At 65.8% G+C, this 16,615-nt stretch carries 12 protein-coding genes; 1 reads left to right on the forward strand and 11 read right to left on the reverse strand.

Translation table 11 applies throughout. The features are described from left to right. Positions 1-36: 36 nt before the first annotated feature. From U1707_RS15720 to U1707_RS15740, 5 genes are all read right to left on the reverse strand, one after another. Positions 37-1,332 (reverse strand): MFS transporter, encoded by a 1,296-nt coding sequence (locus U1707_RS15720; protein WP_332801045.1) that lies wholly within the window; start codon positions 1,330-1,332, stop codon positions 37-39. After that, positions 1,326-2,537, reverse strand: coding sequence for a D-mannonate dehydratase ManD (gene manD / locus U1707_RS15725; RefSeq protein WP_332801006.1), 1,212 nt, complete (start codon positions 2,535-2,537; stop codon positions 1,326-1,328). The genes U1707_RS15720 and manD overlap by 7 nt, the downstream gene beginning before the upstream one ends. A gap of 169 nt (positions 2,538-2,706) precedes the next feature. Continuing rightward, on the reverse strand, positions 2,707-5,355 hold the full coding sequence (locus U1707_RS15730; RefSeq protein WP_332801007.1) for a glycosyl hydrolase 115 family protein: 2,649 nt from the start codon (positions 5,353-5,355) through the stop codon (positions 2,707-2,709). Between the two features lie 20 nt (positions 5,356-5,375). Then, the gene (locus U1707_RS15735; protein WP_332801008.1) at positions 5,376-5,537 is read right to left on the reverse strand and encodes a hypothetical protein; all 162 of its coding nucleotides are present in this window, start codon (positions 5,535-5,537) and stop codon (positions 5,376-5,378) included. Between the two features lie 98 nt (positions 5,538-5,635). Further along, a complete protein-coding gene (locus U1707_RS15740; RefSeq protein WP_332801009.1) occupies positions 5,636-8,878 on the reverse strand; it encodes a TonB-dependent receptor in 3,243 nt (1,080 codons plus the stop codon). Between the two features lie 410 nt (positions 8,879-9,288). Here U1707_RS15740 and U1707_RS15745 point away from each other — a divergent pair, with 410 nt between their 5' ends. Then, positions 9,289-10,602 (forward strand): mechanosensitive ion channel family protein, encoded by a 1,314-nt coding sequence (locus U1707_RS15745; RefSeq protein ID WP_332801010.1) that lies wholly within the window; start codon positions 9,289-9,291, stop codon positions 10,600-10,602. 33 nt (positions 10,603-10,635) lie between these two features. Here the strand turns inward: U1707_RS15745 and U1707_RS15750 are convergent, their stop codons facing one another. From U1707_RS15750 to U1707_RS15775, 6 genes are read right to left on the reverse strand one after another with little or no spacing between them, the layout of a single operon-like run. Next, positions 10,636-11,058 carry a Na+/H+ antiporter subunit G gene (locus U1707_RS15750; RefSeq protein ID WP_332801011.1) on the reverse strand — a complete coding sequence of 141 codons (423 nt, stop codon included), beginning with the start codon at positions 11,056-11,058 and terminating at the stop codon, positions 10,636-10,638. Beyond that, positions 11,055-11,324: a K+/H+ antiporter subunit F gene (locus U1707_RS15755; protein ID WP_332801012.1), complete on the reverse strand. Its 270-nt coding sequence runs from the start codon at positions 11,322-11,324 to the stop codon at positions 11,055-11,057. The genes U1707_RS15750 and U1707_RS15755 overlap by 4 nt, the downstream gene beginning before the upstream one ends. Next, positions 11,321-11,812, reverse strand: a complete 492-nt coding sequence (locus U1707_RS15760; protein WP_332801013.1) for a Na+/H+ antiporter subunit E — start codon at positions 11,810-11,812, stop codon at positions 11,321-11,323. Before U1707_RS15760 ends, U1707_RS15755 begins: the two co-directional genes overlap by 4 nt. Further along, a complete protein-coding gene (locus U1707_RS15765) occupies positions 11,809-13,329 on the reverse strand; it encodes a monovalent cation/H+ antiporter subunit D (RefSeq protein ID WP_332801014.1) in 1,521 nt (506 codons plus the stop codon). The genes U1707_RS15760 and U1707_RS15765 overlap by 4 nt, the downstream gene beginning before the upstream one ends. Beyond that, positions 13,326-13,682, reverse strand: a complete 357-nt coding sequence (locus U1707_RS15770; RefSeq protein WP_332801046.1) for a Na+/H+ antiporter subunit C — start codon at positions 13,680-13,682, stop codon at positions 13,326-13,328. Before U1707_RS15770 ends, U1707_RS15765 begins: the two co-directional genes overlap by 4 nt. An 11-nt stretch (positions 13,683-13,693) precedes the next feature. Continuing rightward, complete coding sequence (locus U1707_RS15775; protein WP_332801015.1) at positions 13,694-16,546, reverse strand: monovalent cation/H+ antiporter subunit A; 2,853 nt, start codon at positions 16,544-16,546, stop codon at positions 13,694-13,696. Between the last annotated feature and the right edge of the window lie 69 nt (positions 16,547-16,615).

Here is a 16,615-nt window from a genome sequence, read left to right on the forward strand (position 1 = left end):
CAGCATAGCGGCATACCCGCCAAGAACTGCTCGGGATTACAAGAGCCGCTCCGGGGGCACTTGCGCATAGCGCGGCACGATGAGGTGGACGACCGCAAGGGCGACAAGATAGGCGCAGGCGGCGACGATGAAGATCGGCTGGTAACTGCCGACCGTCTCCAGGATGCTGCCAGCGAATTTGGCCATCAGCATGCCCCCGACCGCACCCGACAGACCACCGAGCCCGACGACAGATCCCGTTGCCCAACGCGGCAACAGATCGCCCGGCAGCGCATAGAGGTTCGCTGAAAAGCCCTGATGTCCGGCGCACGCGAGACCGATCATCAGCACCGCCCACCACATGTTCGGCACCTGCGTGGCGAACGCGATCGGCACCGCACACAGCGCACACGCGAACATCGCGGTCTTGCGGGCCCGATTGACGCTGTAGCCACGCCCGATCAGCCGGGACGAGAACCAGCCACCGGCAACCGATCCGACGTCGGCGAGCAGGTACACCGCGATCAGCGGTGGCCCGAACGCCAGCATGGTGACGCCGTACTGCTTGTTGAAAAAGTCGGGCAGCCAGAACAGGAACGTCCACCACACCGGATCGATCAGGAACCGGCCGAGCATATAGGCCCAGGTCTGGCGCTGGCGCAGCAGTGTCTTCCAGGCGACCGGACGGCCGGGTTCGGCCGGCTCGCTCTCGATATAGGCAAGCTCCTCCGGCGTGACCTTGGGATGCTCGCGCGGGCTGCGGTAAAAGCCCAGCCACGCGACCAGCCACACGACGGTCAGCAGCCCGGTCAGGATGAAGGCCCAGCGCCATCCCATCGTCACCGCGATGATCGGCACCAGCAACGGCGTCAGGATCGCGCCGACGTTCGAGCCTGCGTTGAAGATGCCGATCGCGAGCGCGCGCTCGCGTCGCGGAAACCATTCGTTGGTCGCGGCGATCGCCGCCGGGAACGTGCCCGCCTCACCCAGCGCAAGCGGGATGCGCGCCAGGATCATGCCGCCGGTCGACGTGAAGAAAATGTGCGCGACATGGCCGATCGTCCACAACGCCACCGCCACCGCATAGCCGACGCGCGCGCCGACGCGATCGATCAGCCGGCCGAACACGACATAGCTGAGCCCGTACGCGGCCTGAAACCAGATGGCGAGATCGGCATACCCCGTCTCGCTCCACCCATAGCGTGCCTGTAGATCGGGCTTGAGCGTCGGCAGGACGAGCCGGTCGATATAGCTCAGCACCACCGCCGCGAACAGCAAGGCGCAGACGATCCAGCGGACGCGACCGCGCGGTTTGGCCACCGGCGTGGCAGCTGCCTCCACCACGCTCACCAGTTGCACAGCGTGCCGTCTTCCAGTCGGGCGACCGGAAGATAGGCACGTTTATAGTCATGGGTCGCCGCGAGGTCTTCGTCGATGTCGACGCCCAACCCCGGCACCTCGCCCGGATGCATCATACCATCGGCGAAACTGTACGCGTGCGGGAACACGGCATCGGTCTCGTCGGCGTGCGGCATATGCTCCTGCACGCCGAAATTGGGCACCGACAGCCCGAAGTGCAGCGCCGCCGCCATCGCCACCGGCGACAGGTCGGTCGCCCCATGGCAACCGGTCCGCACCTGATACAGATCCGCAAGCGCCGCGATCCGGCGCAGATGCGTGATTCCCCCGGCATGCACCACGGTAGCGCGGATATAGTCGATCAGCTGGTTCTGGATCAGGTCCTTCGCATCCCAGATCGAATTGAACACCTCGCCCACCGCGATCGGCGTCGTCGTATGGTGCCGGATCAATTTGAACGCCTCCTGGTTCTCGGCCGGCGTCGGGTCCTCGATCCAGAAGAGGTTGTACGGCTCGAGCGCCTTGCCCAGCCGCCCCGCCTCGATCGGCGTCAACCGGTGGTGGATATCGTGGAGCAGATGCACGTCCCAGCCCATCGCCTCGCGTGCCGCCTTGAACAGCTCGGGGACGACGCGGAGGTATTTCTCGGTCGACCAGACGCTCTCGCTCGGCAAGTCGGCATCGGCGGGTTCGTAGCGCGCGCCGTGCTTGGCGACGCCGTAGGTCGAGGCGAGCCCCGGTACGCCGCATTGCAGCCGGATCGCCTTGTAGCCCTTGGCCTGCTCGGCCTTCGCGACCGCGATCGTGTCCTCGATCGTGGTGCCGTTGGCGTGCGCGTAGACCATGCACGCGTCGCGCGCCGCGCCGCCCAGCAACTGGTACACCGGCATGCCCGCGAGCTTGCCCTTGATGTCCCACAACGCGGTATCGACCGCAGCGATCGCCGCCATCGTCACCGGACCGCGCCGCCAATACGCGCCCTTGTAGAGATACTGCCAGACATCCTCGATCCGGTGGGCGTCACGCCCGATCAGGCACGGGACGACATGATCGCTGAGATAGCTGGCAACGCTCAACTCGCGGCCGTTCAGCGTCGCGTCGCCGACCCCGGTCGTACCGTCGTCGCACGTGATTTTCAGCGTGACGAAATTGCGCCCCGGGCACGTCACGATGACGCGAGCATTGACGATCTTGGGCATGGCGATCCTTCAGGCAGTTACGAGAATGGTGTCGGGCATGATCGGCTCTCCCGGATGCGCGGGTCGACTTGCGGGCAGCGGCGCATCATCGTCCTGATAGCGATACCATGTCCGCAACGACGATCTCCCGTCATACGATAAGGCGTTCGGTTTTGGGCATGGCTCGCGATCACTTCGCCACGGGCCCCAGGTAGGATGCCGGGACAGGGACGGTGGCGAACACCAGCTTCTGGAGCACCATATTGTCGTCCAGCCGCCAGATCTTGATGACGTGCCGGCCGGTGGGGATGCGGCCCAAGCTCGCCGACAGGTGCACGCCATTGTCGCGGACCGCATCCGCCCACCGCGCCTTGGCCGCGGTGTCGGTATCGCCACCGGTCGGCTGCAGTGCGGCGCGCAGCACTTGCACGGCCCCGCCGTCGATCGACACGCCGATGCGCGATCCGTCATGGCCGACCGTGTCCAGCGTGGGGACCAGATACAGTGTCAGCGTCGCCGGCCCCGCCGTCCGCACGGTGATGTCGTATTCCAGGCAGACGCCGTCTTCCACCTGGGTCGCCGGTCGGCCCTGCGGCATGGCGATCACCGCGCCCGCGGTGCGCCCGAGATACGGGATCGTCGTCCAACGCACCCCCTTCCCATCGCGCGCGCGGCTGAACGCCGGGGCTTCGATGGCGACGATGCCCGTCTCGGTCGCCGCGGGTGCAACGAAGACCGGGCGCGGGCGGCGTTTGGCCTCCGGCGTATCGGCACCGACGCGCATGATGCTCGGCATGGTCTGCCTGGTGGGGTCGTTCCAGATGACATAGCTCATATGAACCTGGGCCATCATGCCGTCCCACTTGCCGCGATTGATCGCGTGATAGCGCTGCGTCAGCTCGCCGTCGCGGCGGAAGGCGGTCTCGACCTGATCGGCAAAGTAATTGGCGCGCGGATCGTTAATCGACGCCAGCACCCGGTTCCACGCGGTCCCGTAATACAGCCGGTATAGGTTCGCGACCGCCGCCACGGGAAACTCGATCAACTGATAATAGGCATCCCGCTGCTCCGGGCGCAGCGTGGCGCGAACCGCCAGCATCCGCGCCTCCAGCGCATCCCACTGCGCAACCATCGCACCGAACTCGCCGCCATCCAGCCCCGTGCCGGTAACGCCGCCGACCGGGAAGCTGTCCTGATCGACCAACTCGGGCTTCCGCCGTGCGACATACTGGCTGTACTGCGTGACGATCTGGCCGATCGCGCTCGCCTGTTCTGGCGCCTGTTCTGGCGCCTGTTCGGGCCCGAACGTCGCCGCCGCCCAGGCGCGCGGATAGTCGGCGACCGCGGCGGGGGTCATCGCATCGGGGTTCCAGGCCTGCGCCAGGAAAAAGCCCAGTGGATATTCCATCGGCTTGATATCGCCGACGTTGACGATCCAGATCTGCGCCGCACCGCGCCTGTACGCCAGGTCCATCTGCTGCCAGGTCTTCTCAATCTGGTTGGTGTTGATCCACTTGTAGTTGCGCGGGCCACCGACGTAATCGAAGTGGTAATAGATGCCGTAGCCACCCTTGCGCGGTGGTGCGGCGGGATCGGGCAGGCGCCGGATCTGACCCCAGTTATCGTCGGAGAACAGCAACGTGACGTCGTCCGGCACCGTCATCCCGTGATCGTAATAATCCTGCACTTCCTTGTAGAGCGCCCATAGCTGCGGCGTGTCGCTCGCGGGCCTGCCGGTGACGTCGGCGATGATCTTGCGCTGGTCGGTAACGACGCGTTCGAGCAGCCCGGTCGCGGTGCCCTCGGCCATCGCTTCATCCCCGTCGCCGCGCATGCCGACGGTCACCACCGAATCATATTGCCGGCCGCCGCCCTTGGCCATCATGCGCTTGATGCCGCCACGCCAGAACGTGCGCAGATTGGCGCCGTTCCTGGTATAGTCCCACGCGCCGCCGGTCACGCCCTGGTCCTCGTGACGGTGCCATTCGGCCTGCGCGCGCAACATCGGTTCGTGATGCGAATTGCCCATCACGACGCCCATCGCGTCGGCAAGTACCATGCTCGCGGGATCGTCGTCGGCGAACGCCTTGCCCCACATGGCGGGCCACAGATAATTGCCCTTCATCCGCAACAGCAGTTCGAAGACGTGGACGTACATCGCCGCATTGACGCCGCCGAACGCCTTTTTCGCCCAGCCGCTCAGGCACGGATCTTCGTCATTGATGAAGAACCCGCGATAGCGGACCTTCGGCTGGTCGCGTCGCGATCCTGCGGGGATCAGCACATCGCGCTGGCGGCGGACCGGCACGTCCGCGAACCAGTACCAGGGCGAAACGCCGATCCGCTCGGATACGTCATAGGTGCCGAACACCGCCCCGCGCCGGTCCGACCCGACGATCACCAACGCGCGCGCTACGCCGGGCATCGGATCGTCGACCACGACCTGTCGAAAGGCTTCCCATTCGCCGCGCAGATCGGCGACGGCGATCTTGCCTGCCGCTGCGAGGCGGTCGATCGCGACACTCTGACCGAGCACACCGATGATCACGCACGGCCCTGCTACCGCGCCGTGCGTCCCGTCCACCAGCCGCGCGGCCGTGCCGCTGACCCGTTCCAGATCGGCGGCGAAACTGGTCGCGACGTGCCGGACCGCGCTGTCGGCATTCGCATCGATCAGGATGGCGGCCGGAATGCCCTTGGCGATCAACGGGAATGCGGTCCGCGGATCGGCTGTCGTGCGCGCCTCGGCACCCAGCACAGCCGCAGGCAGCGTCGCGAGTGCGGCGCTTAAGGCGGCACCGTTCATCAACGTGCGTCGGGATACCGCCTGCTTCATCATCGTCTATCCTGCCGCACGCGTCATGACCGGGCGATCTTCCACGGCGAAACCGGCTGTCCGCGTTTGGCCGGACTCGCATCGACCAACACGGGTACCACGCCGCCGCCGTCTCGCGTGATGCGCCGGTCGAACCGCACCGCGGCGGTCGAGGGCGAAGCCGTCATGTTACGACGCGTGATCATCGTTCCACCTCCGCGATCATGAAGCGGGCCGGTCGCGACCGTGACGTCCCGCCGAACGTAGAACGGGGCGGCCACATCACGACCGCCCCGAGCGCCTGCTAGAAGGTCCCGCGCAGACCGATGAGGAACTGACGGCCCGGCTTGTACTGGGTGAAGGTCGCATTATCGTACTGGAAGTACGACCGCAGCGTCGCATTGGTGAAGTTCGCGACGTTGACCGTCAGCTGTGGTGCGCCGGCCAGACCGAAGATCTTGTCCAGATCGAACGACGACGAGAAGTCGTACGTCGTGTAGTCGGTACCGAACAGTGCGGCCGAGGGGATGCCGTTCTGTGCCGCGCCGCTGTTCTGCGATCCTTCGCGTGACGTCGTCGACACCCGCAGCATCACGCCGTGCTTCTCGTAATAGCCGGTGATGTTGTACGTGAACGGGGCCACGCCGAATGCCTGGGCGGGACCGTCGCTGTTCTGGTCAACGACCGTCGCATTGGCGTTGAAGCCGAACCCGGTGACGCCGATGTGCTTGGTGATGAAGTCGAGCGGCTGGACCCACTGGAATTCGAGGCCGTTGATCGTCAGCTTGTTGGGCACGTTGACCTGTGACGTCACCTGAACCTGTGCGGCGCCAGGACCGCCACGCTGGTTGATCGCAAACTGCTGGTTCGCGTTCAACGTGTCATAGGTGATCCCGTACTGCGCCAGGTCGCCGAACGGCACGGTGTTGATCGCGGTGTTGGTAAAGCCCGTGATCGACTTGCGGAACGCGTTGAAGCTGACGACGCCCTCGCGGCCCGTATAATATTCGAAGCCGAGGTCGATGTTGGTCGACATGTACGGCGCCAGTGCCGGATTGCCGATCGATGCTTGGTCCGCCGAAGGTGCGCCGAAATTGACACCCGGCAACTGCGCGGACGGATCGGGGCGGGTCATGGTGCGCGAGCCTGCGACGCGGACAACGGCGTGTTCGCTGACGTCGTAGGCGAACGTCGCGGCGGGCAGCCATTTGGAATACACGTTGCGGGTCGAGACGTTGCTGACGACGTTCTCGTACCGGCTGCCGTCCGGAAGCGCCGTCCCTGCCGCCGTCGTGTTGCGCGGATCGGGCAGCGAGATGCGCCCGGTGATGGTCTGGATCGTGTTGACGTAGCGCACGCCGACATTGAACCGCAGCATGTTGCCGCCCAGTTCCTGCTCGCCGTTCACGGTCGCGAACGCCGACTTCACGACTTCGCGGATGCCGCCGCCGCTGGCGCCGGTGTTGGCCGCGCCGGTCTCGGGCGCGTTGTCGTGATAGAAATCATAGTTGCTCGCGGCCGCGAACTTCTTCCAGTCGACGGTCACGAACCCGGCCGGACCCGGCGTCAGGTAGGTCGGCACCGCGGCGTTGGGGATCAGCGAGCCACCATAGCTGATCGGCCCCGTCATACCCGCGGTCGATCCGGTGCCATAGCCGGGATAGGTCGGATAGCCGGCGGGCGCCGCCCCCGGCGCGTTCAGACCTTCGCAGGGCGGCTGCGTGTTGGGCGACCCGACGAACGCGCTGGGATTGTTGCCGCAGACCGCATTCTGCCACGCCTGACTGTTGTCGAAGCCCGTGATCCGGCGCGAGACGTCGTCGAATGCGCCGCCAACCTTCAGGTTGAGCGCCTTGTCGCCCCAGGTAAGGTCGCCGCGCGTGCCCTTGCTCTTGTTGAGGCGTCGCTCGTCCTGGATGCTGACACGGCTGCCGGTATTCCACCCGAAGCTCGCCGGATCGTTGAGATCGAGGTTGCTCGAGATCGACGGAACACCGCCGTCGTTGCTGTAGGTGACCGTGTTGCCGACACCGAGCGGGGTCGACGCACCGACCGTCGGGCTCTCGCGGTGGAAGGTCGACCGCGCATAGTTCGCCTGCAGGTTCAGCTTCAGCGTATCCGAGATTTCCCATTCGCCGCCGGGATTGATGCTGACCAGCTTGGTCGTCTCGGTATAGGGGCGGAATTCGTTGAAGAACTGCGCGTTGGCGAAGGTGCCGCCGGTGACGACGCAGCCGACGGTGCAGTCGGCCTTGTCGAACGTCAGGTTGGTCGGGATGATCGCGCTGTTGCGGACGATCCACGCCACGTTCTCGCGGATCAGCTCGTTCTTCTTGTAGCCGTACAGACCGTCGATGTAGAAATGCAGCGTATCGGTCGGCTGCCATTCCGCGCTCATGATCGCGTTGATACGGTCGCGGGGGCCACGGATGCTGGTGTTGCGGCCGAGACGCGGGAGCAACGCGTTGTCGATCTGCTGGATCGTTGCGCCGGGATTGTTGGCGAGCAGGAAGGCCTGGTTGATCGGCGTTCCGGCGACGAGGCCGCCGCCGGCGCCGACGGGCACCGTCCCAGGGATCGTCCAGTTGCCGCCACCGGTCGTGTTGCAACCCGTCGCAGCACCGCATTGCGCCGCGCTCAACTGCGGATTGGTATAGCCAATCGTTTCGAACCCGCGCGTGTCCGTGAACAGGCGCTGCGCCGAGACGCCTGCCAGGATGCCGAATGTGTCATTGCGCCAGCTGCCGATCAACGAGCCGCGCGCGCCGATGCGATCTTCCGGCGACTGCTTCGTACCCTGCACGTTATAGGCGAGGAACGAGGTCGCACGATCGAACGGCCGCGCCGATCGCAGATCGATATTGCCTGCCGCGCCACCTTCGAGAAGATCCGCCGTATAGCTCTTGTTGACCGTGAGCTTGGTGAACAGATCGGTCGGGAAGAAGCTCAGATCGACCGAACGATCGGTACCCTGCGCATCGGTCGCACCCGACGACGCCACCGCGATCGTCGCGCCGTTCAGCGTCACGTTCGTGAAGTTCGATCCAAGTCCGCGGATCGCAACGTTCGTGCCCTCACCCGTCACGTCGCGCGTGATCGTGATGCCGGGAATGCGATTGAAGGATTCCGCGATGTTCGTGTCGGGAAACTTGCCGATATCTTCAGCGAAGATCGAATCGGTAAAGCCAGTCGCCGCGCGCTTCGCATTGGTCGACTTCGCAAGGCTGGAGCGATAGCCGGTGACCACGATGTCCGCGCCGTTGGCTGCATCGATCGCTCCAGGCGTCTGATCCGAACTCGGCAAGGTCGCCGCTGGCGATGCTGGTGGCGTCGCCGCTGGTGGCGTGGCCGGCGCAGCGTCCTGCGTGGCAGCAGGAGCAGGGCTTTGCGTGGCCGCAGGCGCCGTGCTCTGCGACGCGGGTGGCGACGCGTCCTGCGTCGGCGGGATGGTTTGCGCCATCGCCATCGATCCGCTGAGCGCCGCCATCGTCGTCGCGCACAACAACGCCGCGCGGGTCAGGCGAGGTGCCGTCTTATAAGATGTCATGGAACAGGATCCTCTCTGGAGCCTCGCCAACGTTGCAGCGAGAATGCGTAGTGCGGCCGATTGATGCTCGCAGGCGCGTCAGGTCTGGCAGAGCGCCAAGCGCTCCGGTTCTTCGCTCGAAAATACGTGAAGCGCCAATGCCATCCAACTCCCGCTCACACCCGTCTTGCGCGGGCTATTGATAGCGGTACCTTACGGTCGCTGGTCAACTAGTCAAGACCTTCCGGCATGGCCAATTAGCGATAGTAGGCGAATAGATAGCGGTATCTATCTTACCAGTCCCGCCGCCCGACGCTGGCGGCCACGGTCGTATCAAGAATGTTGGTCGTTCCCGGCAACCTGAAGCTGACCGAAGCGCCATTACGGGCTAACAGCGGTCAGGGGCGTGTGGGTTTCCAAAGAACAACGCTGTGAACGTCATTCTGGAGGACAGCGTGGAACACGATACGTGGTGGCGAACCTATCTCGACCAATGGACGGCGTTACCGTTCCACGACCTGATCTCCGCAGCGGCGATCCTCGGCGTCGCGCTGCTGCTCGGCATCGCCGCAGCGCGTCTTGCCTGCCGCTATATCCTCCCCGCCCTGACCCCAAAGCATGCCAGCGTGATCTCCCCGCGGCTGATGGCGCTCACGCGCGCCGGCGTGACCGCACTGGTTTTGACGGCGTTTCTCGGCATTCGCGGGATGGACCCCGGCGCCGATCTCCTCCTTGCCGCCGGTCTTGGCATTGCGGTTGCCGTGCTCGCCTATGAAGTTGCACGGTCGCTCGGCGTTCAGAGTGGACCCGGCGCCCTGATTGCGGCCACGGCGCTCTTCATCGTGCTGGCAAGCCGGCTGGGGGGCCTTTCACCGCTGGTCGCCGGACTGGACCGCGCGAGTATCGGGATAGGAACGCGCCGCATATCGCTGCTCGACGTCGTGAATGCGGTAGGGTTGTCGCTGATCCTGTTCATCGCCGCGCGCGCGCTCCTCGGCTGGGTCCTGCGATGGATCGGACAGGCAAGAGTGCTGGATGGTGCGCAACGCGTGCTGTTCCAGAAGCTCGCCCAGATCGCAGTCGTCACCGTCGCCATCTTCCTCGGCATCGACCTTCTCGGCATCGATCTGACGGCGCTTGCGGTATTCTCGGGCGCGTTCGGGCTCGCGATCGGCTTCGGCCTGCAGAAGACGCTCGGCAATCTGATCGCCGGCCTCATCCTGCTCCTCGACCGATCGATCAAGCCAGGCGACGTCATCGCGGTCGGCGATACGTTCGGGTGGGTCAACAAGATCGGCGTCCGTGCGGTTTCGGTCCTGACCCGCGACGGCAAGGAGCACCTGATCCCAAACGAACGGCTGATGACCGAGGAGGTCGAGAACTGGTCCTTTTCCAGCCGCGACGTCAGAGTCCATGTCGGTTTTCGGGTCTCGTTCGATTGCGACCTGCGGCTGGCGCAACGCCTCGCTGTCGAGGCTGCGTCGATCTCGCCACGCGTGCTGAACGAACCCGCGCCCGTCTGCTGGATCAAGGCGTTCGGCGACAACGGCGTCGAGTTCGATCTGCGCATGTGGATCGACAGTCCCGAGGCAGGCGTCGGGAACGTCACGAGCGACGTGTTCTTTCGCATCTGGGATCTGTTCAAGGAACACGGTGTGACGATGCCGGTCCCGCAGCGCGATGTCCGTTTCCGCCCTGTCCAAAACCGTGAGCCGGACAGTCCTCCGCCACTCGGCGAGGATTGATCCGTGCCGAGTGGCGGCGCGAGAGCCTGACGATCAGGTGTTGGCCGTCGTGGTCGGTGTTTTCTGCTCTGGCTCTGCGAACGTTGCCCACTCGCCGTCTTCGCTCGGCCGCGGCGGCGGTCCTGCGATGCTGTCGGTTTCCCGGATCGCTTCGATGCGAACGCGGTGGAGATGCACCTTGGCGATCATGTTCGCGGAGACCGGCGCGGTGATGAACAGGAACAGCGATATCAGCAGCTCGTGCGCGGACCATATGCCGAGCCGCGCCTGGAAATAGACGACCGAGCCGAGCAGCAAACCGCCCAGGCCCAGCGTGGTCGCCTTGGTCGGGCCGTGCAGGCGCTCCATCGTCGAGGGCAGGCGCACGAGCCCCCAGCTGCCGATTAGCACGAAAGCGGCACCGAGTAGGATCAGTGCCGCGACGACGGCCTCGACGACCATATCGAGGCCGGTCATTCGACGATGTCCCCGCGCAGGATGAACTTGCAATAGGCGATGGTGCTGACGAAGCCGACCATCGCCAGCAGCAAGGCCGCCTCGAAATAGGTATCGTTGCCGCCCGCCATGCCGATCAGGACGATCAGCGCGATGACGTTGATGACCATCGTGTCGAGCGCGACGATCCGGTCGCCCAGCGCCGGTCCCCTCAGCAGGCGCCAGCCGTTGAAGAGCAAAGCGAGTGCCGTCGCACCGAAGGCAATGCGGATCGCCAGGTCGATCATGCGAACACCTTTAGCAACCGGGCTTCGTACCGCATCTTGATCCGTGCGATCTCGGCATCCGGATCGGCGACGTCGAGCGCATGGACCAGCAGGAAGCGGCCGTCCGCCGACACGTCGGAGGACACCGTGCCCGGCGTGAGGCTGATCGTGCCGGCCAGCACGGTGACGGCCTCGGGTGTCGCCAGGTCGATGGGAATGCTCAGCCAGCGTGAGCGCAGCGCATGATTGCGGGTGAACAGGATCAACCGCGCGACCTGGAAATTGGCGACGAGGATATCGTACAGCACGATCGCGATATAGCCGATCAGCGCGCGTCCGAAGCGCACGCGCGGGCGATCGGGCCAGAACGGCTCGGTGAACTTGGGCAGTACGATCCCGAAGATCGCGCCCAGCACGGCACCGCCGACGGTGACGCCGTTGGCCATCAACAGCCACACCACGACCAGCATCGCCGACAGCGCGGGATGCGGCAGCAGCCATTTCATCATCGCTCCTCTCCCAGCACGGCAGCCATATAGCGCTGCGGCGCGAACAGCTGGCCCGCCGCCGCCTGCGTCTGCGCGGTCGCCCAGCCGGCCCCCAGCGTCAGCATCGCCAGCAGCGCCAGCAGCAGGACGGGCGCTGCGAATTCGCTGCGCGATCGGTCCGGGCAGGCGATCGGATCGCCGTCGGGCGCATCCTTCCAGAAGAGCGCACTGCCGCTGCGGGCAAAACCGATCACCCCGATCAGCGTCGTGCCCAGCACTGTTGCCCACAATACCCAGCCACTTGGCGTCCCGACCATGCTCTGCAGGAGAAACAGCTTGGCGACGAAGCCCGACAAGGGCGGCAGGCCGACCGCCGCGATCGCGCTGGCCAGGAACAGCAGGCCGGCGGCTTGCTGGCCGGCAAAGCGCGGACTGGCGACGACGGCATCGCCATATTGACCGCGACGGCGCGACGTCACGTCGGCAACCAGGAACAGCGCCGCCCCCGCCAGCGTCGCGTGCACCAGGTAGAAGATGGCGGCTGACGTCGTCGCCTGCGTCCAGCACGACACGGCCAGTAACAGGGTGCCGGTCGATCCCAGCAACGCGAACGCGGCCTGCTCGCGCATGCCCCGCGAGGCGAGGACGCCTGCAAAGCCGATGATCGCGGTCAGGATCGCGGCGGGCATCAGCCACGGATCGGGCACCCAGGCCGCGGCGCCCGCATTGCTACCGAAGATCAGCGGCACGGTGCGGATCATCGCATAGACGCCGACCTTGGTCATGATCGCGAACAGCGCCGCGACGGCCGGAGTCGTTGCGGCATAGGTGCGCGGCAGCCACAAATGCAGCGGGACCACCGCGGCCTTCAGGGCGAAGACCGTCAACAGCAGCAGCCCGGCGATCCGGATCAGCCCCTGGTCGGCCGCTCCGAGCAGCGCCACGCGCCGCGCGAGATCCGCCATGTTGAGCGTTCCCGTCAGCCCGTAGAGCAACCCCAGCGCGATCAGGAAGATTGCCGAACCGACGATGTTGACGATGACATAGCCGACCCCCGCCTTCAGCCGCGCGCCGCCCTGCCCGTGCAGCATCAGGCCGTAGGACGCGATCAGCAAAACCTCGAAGAACACGAACAGGTTGAACAGGTCACCGGTCAGGAACGCGCCGTTCAGCCCGAGCAGCTGGAAATGGAACAACGGGTGGAAATGCCATCCCTTGCGATCGACCGCGGTGACGACGGCGTGAATCATGACGATCAGCGACAGCGCCGCGGCCAGCACCAGCATGATCGCCGTCAGGCGGTCGAGTACCAGCACGATACCGAACGGCGCGGGCCATCCCCCCAGCGGATAGGCACGGATCGCGTCGTCCTGTACGATCCCGAACAACGCGAGTGCGGCCGCGAGCATCGCGACGCACCCCGCCAGCGATACCGCGACGCCGACGTGACGATGGCGGCGCATCACGAGCAGCGCCACGGGCGCCGTCAGCGCCGGGATCACCACCGGCGCGATGACGAGATGATCGAGCGCGATCATGGCGCAGTCTCGTCGGGGCCGGCATCGGCGATCCCGTCGACCTGGTCCGATCCGCTTTCGAGGAAGCTGCGCAGCGACAGGATGACGACCAGCGCGGTCATGCCGAAGGTGATGACGATCGCGGTCAGCACCAGCGCCTGCGGCAAGGGATCGGCATGGTCGGTAATGCCCTTGGCGAACAGCGGCGGGCGGTCGATCACCAGCCGACCGACGGCGAACAGGAACAGGTTCACGGCATAGGACAACAGGGTCAGCCCGAGCACGACCTGAAACGTGCGACCGCGCAGCGCCAGATAGACCCCGCCCGCGGTCAGCACGCCGATCGCACTGGCCACCAGAAACTCCAGGCTCATCGGGCCCAGGCTCATCGGACGGCGCCTTCATCATCGGCTTCGCTGGCGCGGGCGGCGCGCTGTGCGACATGGCTGAGTTGCGACAGGGCCATCATCACCGCGCCCAGCACGACACAGGCGACGCCGATGTCGAAGAGCGTCGCGGTCGCCAGCTCGAATTCGCCGATCAGCGGGAGGTGGAAATATCCGAAGCTGCTCGTCAGGAACGGTGCGCCGAACGCCAGCGATCCCAATCCGGTCGCCACCGCGATCAATACCCCGTAGCCGATGAGCGGGTGCTCACCCATGCGACGCCGCTCGTCGGTCCAGTCGAACCCGGATGCCAGATACTGGAGCAGGATGGCGATCGCGAAGACCAGGGCAGCGATGAAGCCCCCACCCGGCTGGTTATGCCCGCGCAGGAAGATGTAGATGCCGACCAGCAACGCCAGTGGCAGCAACAGCCGGGTCGCCATCACGAACATCATGGGATGACGCTCGGGCGAATGCGGCATGTCCTTGCGCCACTGGCGCAAGCGACGGCCGGCGGCACCGCGCGCAGCCGGCTCGAGCAGCGCGAAGATCGCCAGGCCTGCGATGCCAAGCACGATGATTTCGCCCATCGTGTCGAACGCGCGGAAATCGACCAGGGTCACGTTGACGACATTGGTGCCGCCACCACCCGAATAGCTGTTGGCCCAGTGGAAGGCGGACACCGTGTCGCGAAGGTCCCGCGTCATCACCGCCCATGCGGTCCAGCCGGTGCCGATGCCCGCCGCCACGCCGATCGCGCCATCGCGAAGACGACGCGCGACGCTGGACAGTTGCTGCGGCGTTTTGGGCAGAAGATGCAGCGCGAGCAGCAGCAACAGGATCGTCACCACCTCGACCGCGATCTGCGTCAGCGCCAGGTCGGGCGCCGAAAGGTGGACGAACGCCAGCGCCATGACGAGCCCGATGACGCTGATGACTATCAGCGCGAGAAAACGCTGCCGATGCGTCAGCACGACGGTCAGCGTCGCGGCGACCAGCGCGAGCCATGCCACGATCTCCACCGGCGACGCCGCCAACAGGTGACGCTGGCCGGTCCACAGTCCCCCCGGCGTCGACGCACCATCGAGGCCGAGGACGATGGCGACCACGAAAAGCGCGAGCAGATAGCGTTGCAGCGAGCCGACATGAATCGCCAGCGACGCGCGCCGCGTCTGGTGGACGACAGCCCCCATCGCGACGTCGAACATGCGCTTGGCATCGGGGGCGGCCCGCCCGGCGATCGCCGCTGCCAGCGCGCGATGCCGCCACACGACCACGCCGCCCAGCAGCACGGCGATCAGGCTCATGCCCAGCGCCGGGTTGATGCCGTGCCACAACGCCAGATGCAGCGCCGGCACCGCGCCGCCGGTAACCGCAGCGGTGGCGGCAGCGACCAGCGGTCCGGTAAGCGTCATCGGCACCAGTCCCAGCAACAAGGCGACGCCCACGAGGACCACCGAGGGACCGATCATGGCCGCCCCAGGATCATGCGGCGCGGCCGCCTTATGAGTGTGCGGCGGCGCCGCCGTCTGGCCGGACCGACGCGGCCCGAAGAACAGCTTGATCGCATAGCGTAGCGAATAGGCGGCGGACAGCAGGGCGGCGAGCGTCGCGAGGACGGGCACCAGCAACGTCTGCCCGGCGAACGCAGTGCGCGCGCTTTGCTCCAGCATCATCTCCTTCGAGATGAACCCGCCGAGCGGCGGGATGCCGGCCATCGCCGCAGCCGCCACCGTCCCCAGCGTCGCGGTCAGCGGCATCAGCGCGGCGAGCCCGCCGAGCCTGCGGATATCGCGCGTGCCGGTTTCGTGATCGACGATCCCGGCATTCATGAACAACGCCGCCTTGAACGCGGCGTGGTTGAGGATGTGGAATATCGCCGCGGTGACGGCCGCGGCCGTACCGAAGCCGAGCAGCATGACCATCAGCCCCAGCTGGCTGATCGTCGAATAGGCGAGGATCGTCTTCAGGTCGTTGCGGAACAGCGCGACGCCCGCGCCGAACAGCATCGTGACGAGGCCGGTCGAAACGACGAGGTAGAACCACAATTCGCTGCCCGCCAGCACCGGCCACAACCGTGCCAGCAGGAAGACGCCGGCCTTCACCATCGTTGCCGAATGGAGATACGCGCTGACCGGGGTCGGCGCCGCCATCGCGTGCGGCAGCCAGAAATGGAACGGAAACTGCGCCGACTTGGTGAACGCGCCGAGCAGCACGAGGATCAGGATCGCGGGGTAGAGTGGCGATGCCAGGACGACCTGCCCCCGCGTCAGGATCGTCGAAAGCTCGTAAGATCCCGCCGCCTGCCCCAGCAGCAGCATCCCCGCGATCAGCGCCAAACCTCCCCCGCCCGTCACGGCCAGCGCCATCCGCGCGCCCTGCCGGGCCTCGGCACGGTCGCGCCAGAAACCGATCAGCAGGAACGACGACAGGCTCGTCATTTCCCAGAAAACGAGCATCAGCAAGATGTTGTTCGACAGGGCGATCCCGACCATCGCCCCCTGGAACAGCATCAGGAACGACAGGAAGCGTCCCGTGGCCTCGTCTTTCGCCAGATACCCCTGCGCATAGATGACCACCAGCAGCCCGATACCAAGGATCAACCCGGCAAACACCAGCCCCAGCGGATCGAGCCACAAGCTGAGGTCGAGCCCCAGCGCAGGGATCCAGGTAAGGCGAAGCGCCAGCGGCGCCCCCGCCAGAACCGCAGGAGCTGCGGCAAGCAGCAAGCCCAGCCCAAGCGCACTGGCTCCCGTGGCGATCGCGACATGCGTGCGGCGACATCCGTCCGTATAGAAAGCCAGCACGAGGGCCGCAGCAAATGGTAATAACGTCAGGGCCGCAAGGACCATCCTGTGATTTCCCGGGGCCGAAAGAACAGGATCCTTCTTACACGATATGAGCCCGGGGTCGACGGCGAG

The organism is Sphingomonas sandaracina (assembly GCF_036663695.1).
GTDB lineage: Bacteria > Pseudomonadota > Alphaproteobacteria > Sphingomonadales > Sphingomonadaceae > Sphingomonas.

Excerpts from the sequence above, each read along its gene's own strand:
- U1707_RS15740 (WP_332801009.1), bottom strand. The coding sequence starts at position 8,878 with ATGACATCTTATAAGACGGCACCTCGCCTGACCCGCGCGGCGTTGTTG.
- manD (WP_332801006.1), bottom strand. The coding sequence starts at position 2,537 with ATGCCCAAGATCGTCAATGCTCGCGTCATCGTGACGTGCCCGGGGCGC.
- U1707_RS15755 (WP_332801012.1), bottom strand. The coding sequence starts at position 11,324 with ATGATCGACCTGGCGATCCGCATTGCCTTCGGTGCGACGGCACTCGCT.
- U1707_RS15735 (WP_332801008.1), bottom strand. The coding sequence starts at position 5,537 with ATGATCACGCGTCGTAACATGACGGCTTCGCCCTCGACCGCCGCGGTG.
- U1707_RS15775 (WP_332801015.1), bottom strand. The coding sequence starts at position 16,546 with ATGGTCCTTGCGGCCCTGACGTTATTACCATTTGCTGCGGCCCTCGTG.
- U1707_RS15765 (WP_332801014.1), bottom strand. The coding sequence starts at position 13,329 with ATGATCGCGCTCGATCATCTCGTCATCGCGCCGGTGGTGATCCCGGCG.
- U1707_RS15760 (WP_332801013.1), bottom strand. The coding sequence starts at position 11,812 with ATGATGAAATGGCTGCTGCCGCATCCCGCGCTGTCGGCGATGCTGGTC.
- U1707_RS15750 (WP_332801011.1), bottom strand. The coding sequence starts at position 11,058 with ATGACCGGCCTCGATATGGTCGTCGAGGCCGTCGTCGCGGCACTGATC.
- U1707_RS15770 (WP_332801046.1), bottom strand. The coding sequence starts at position 13,682 with ATGAGCCTGGAGTTTCTGGTGGCCAGTGCGATCGGCGTGCTGACCGCG.
- U1707_RS15730 (WP_332801007.1), bottom strand. The coding sequence starts at position 5,355 with ATGATGAAGCAGGCGGTATCCCGACGCACGTTGATGAACGGTGCCGCC.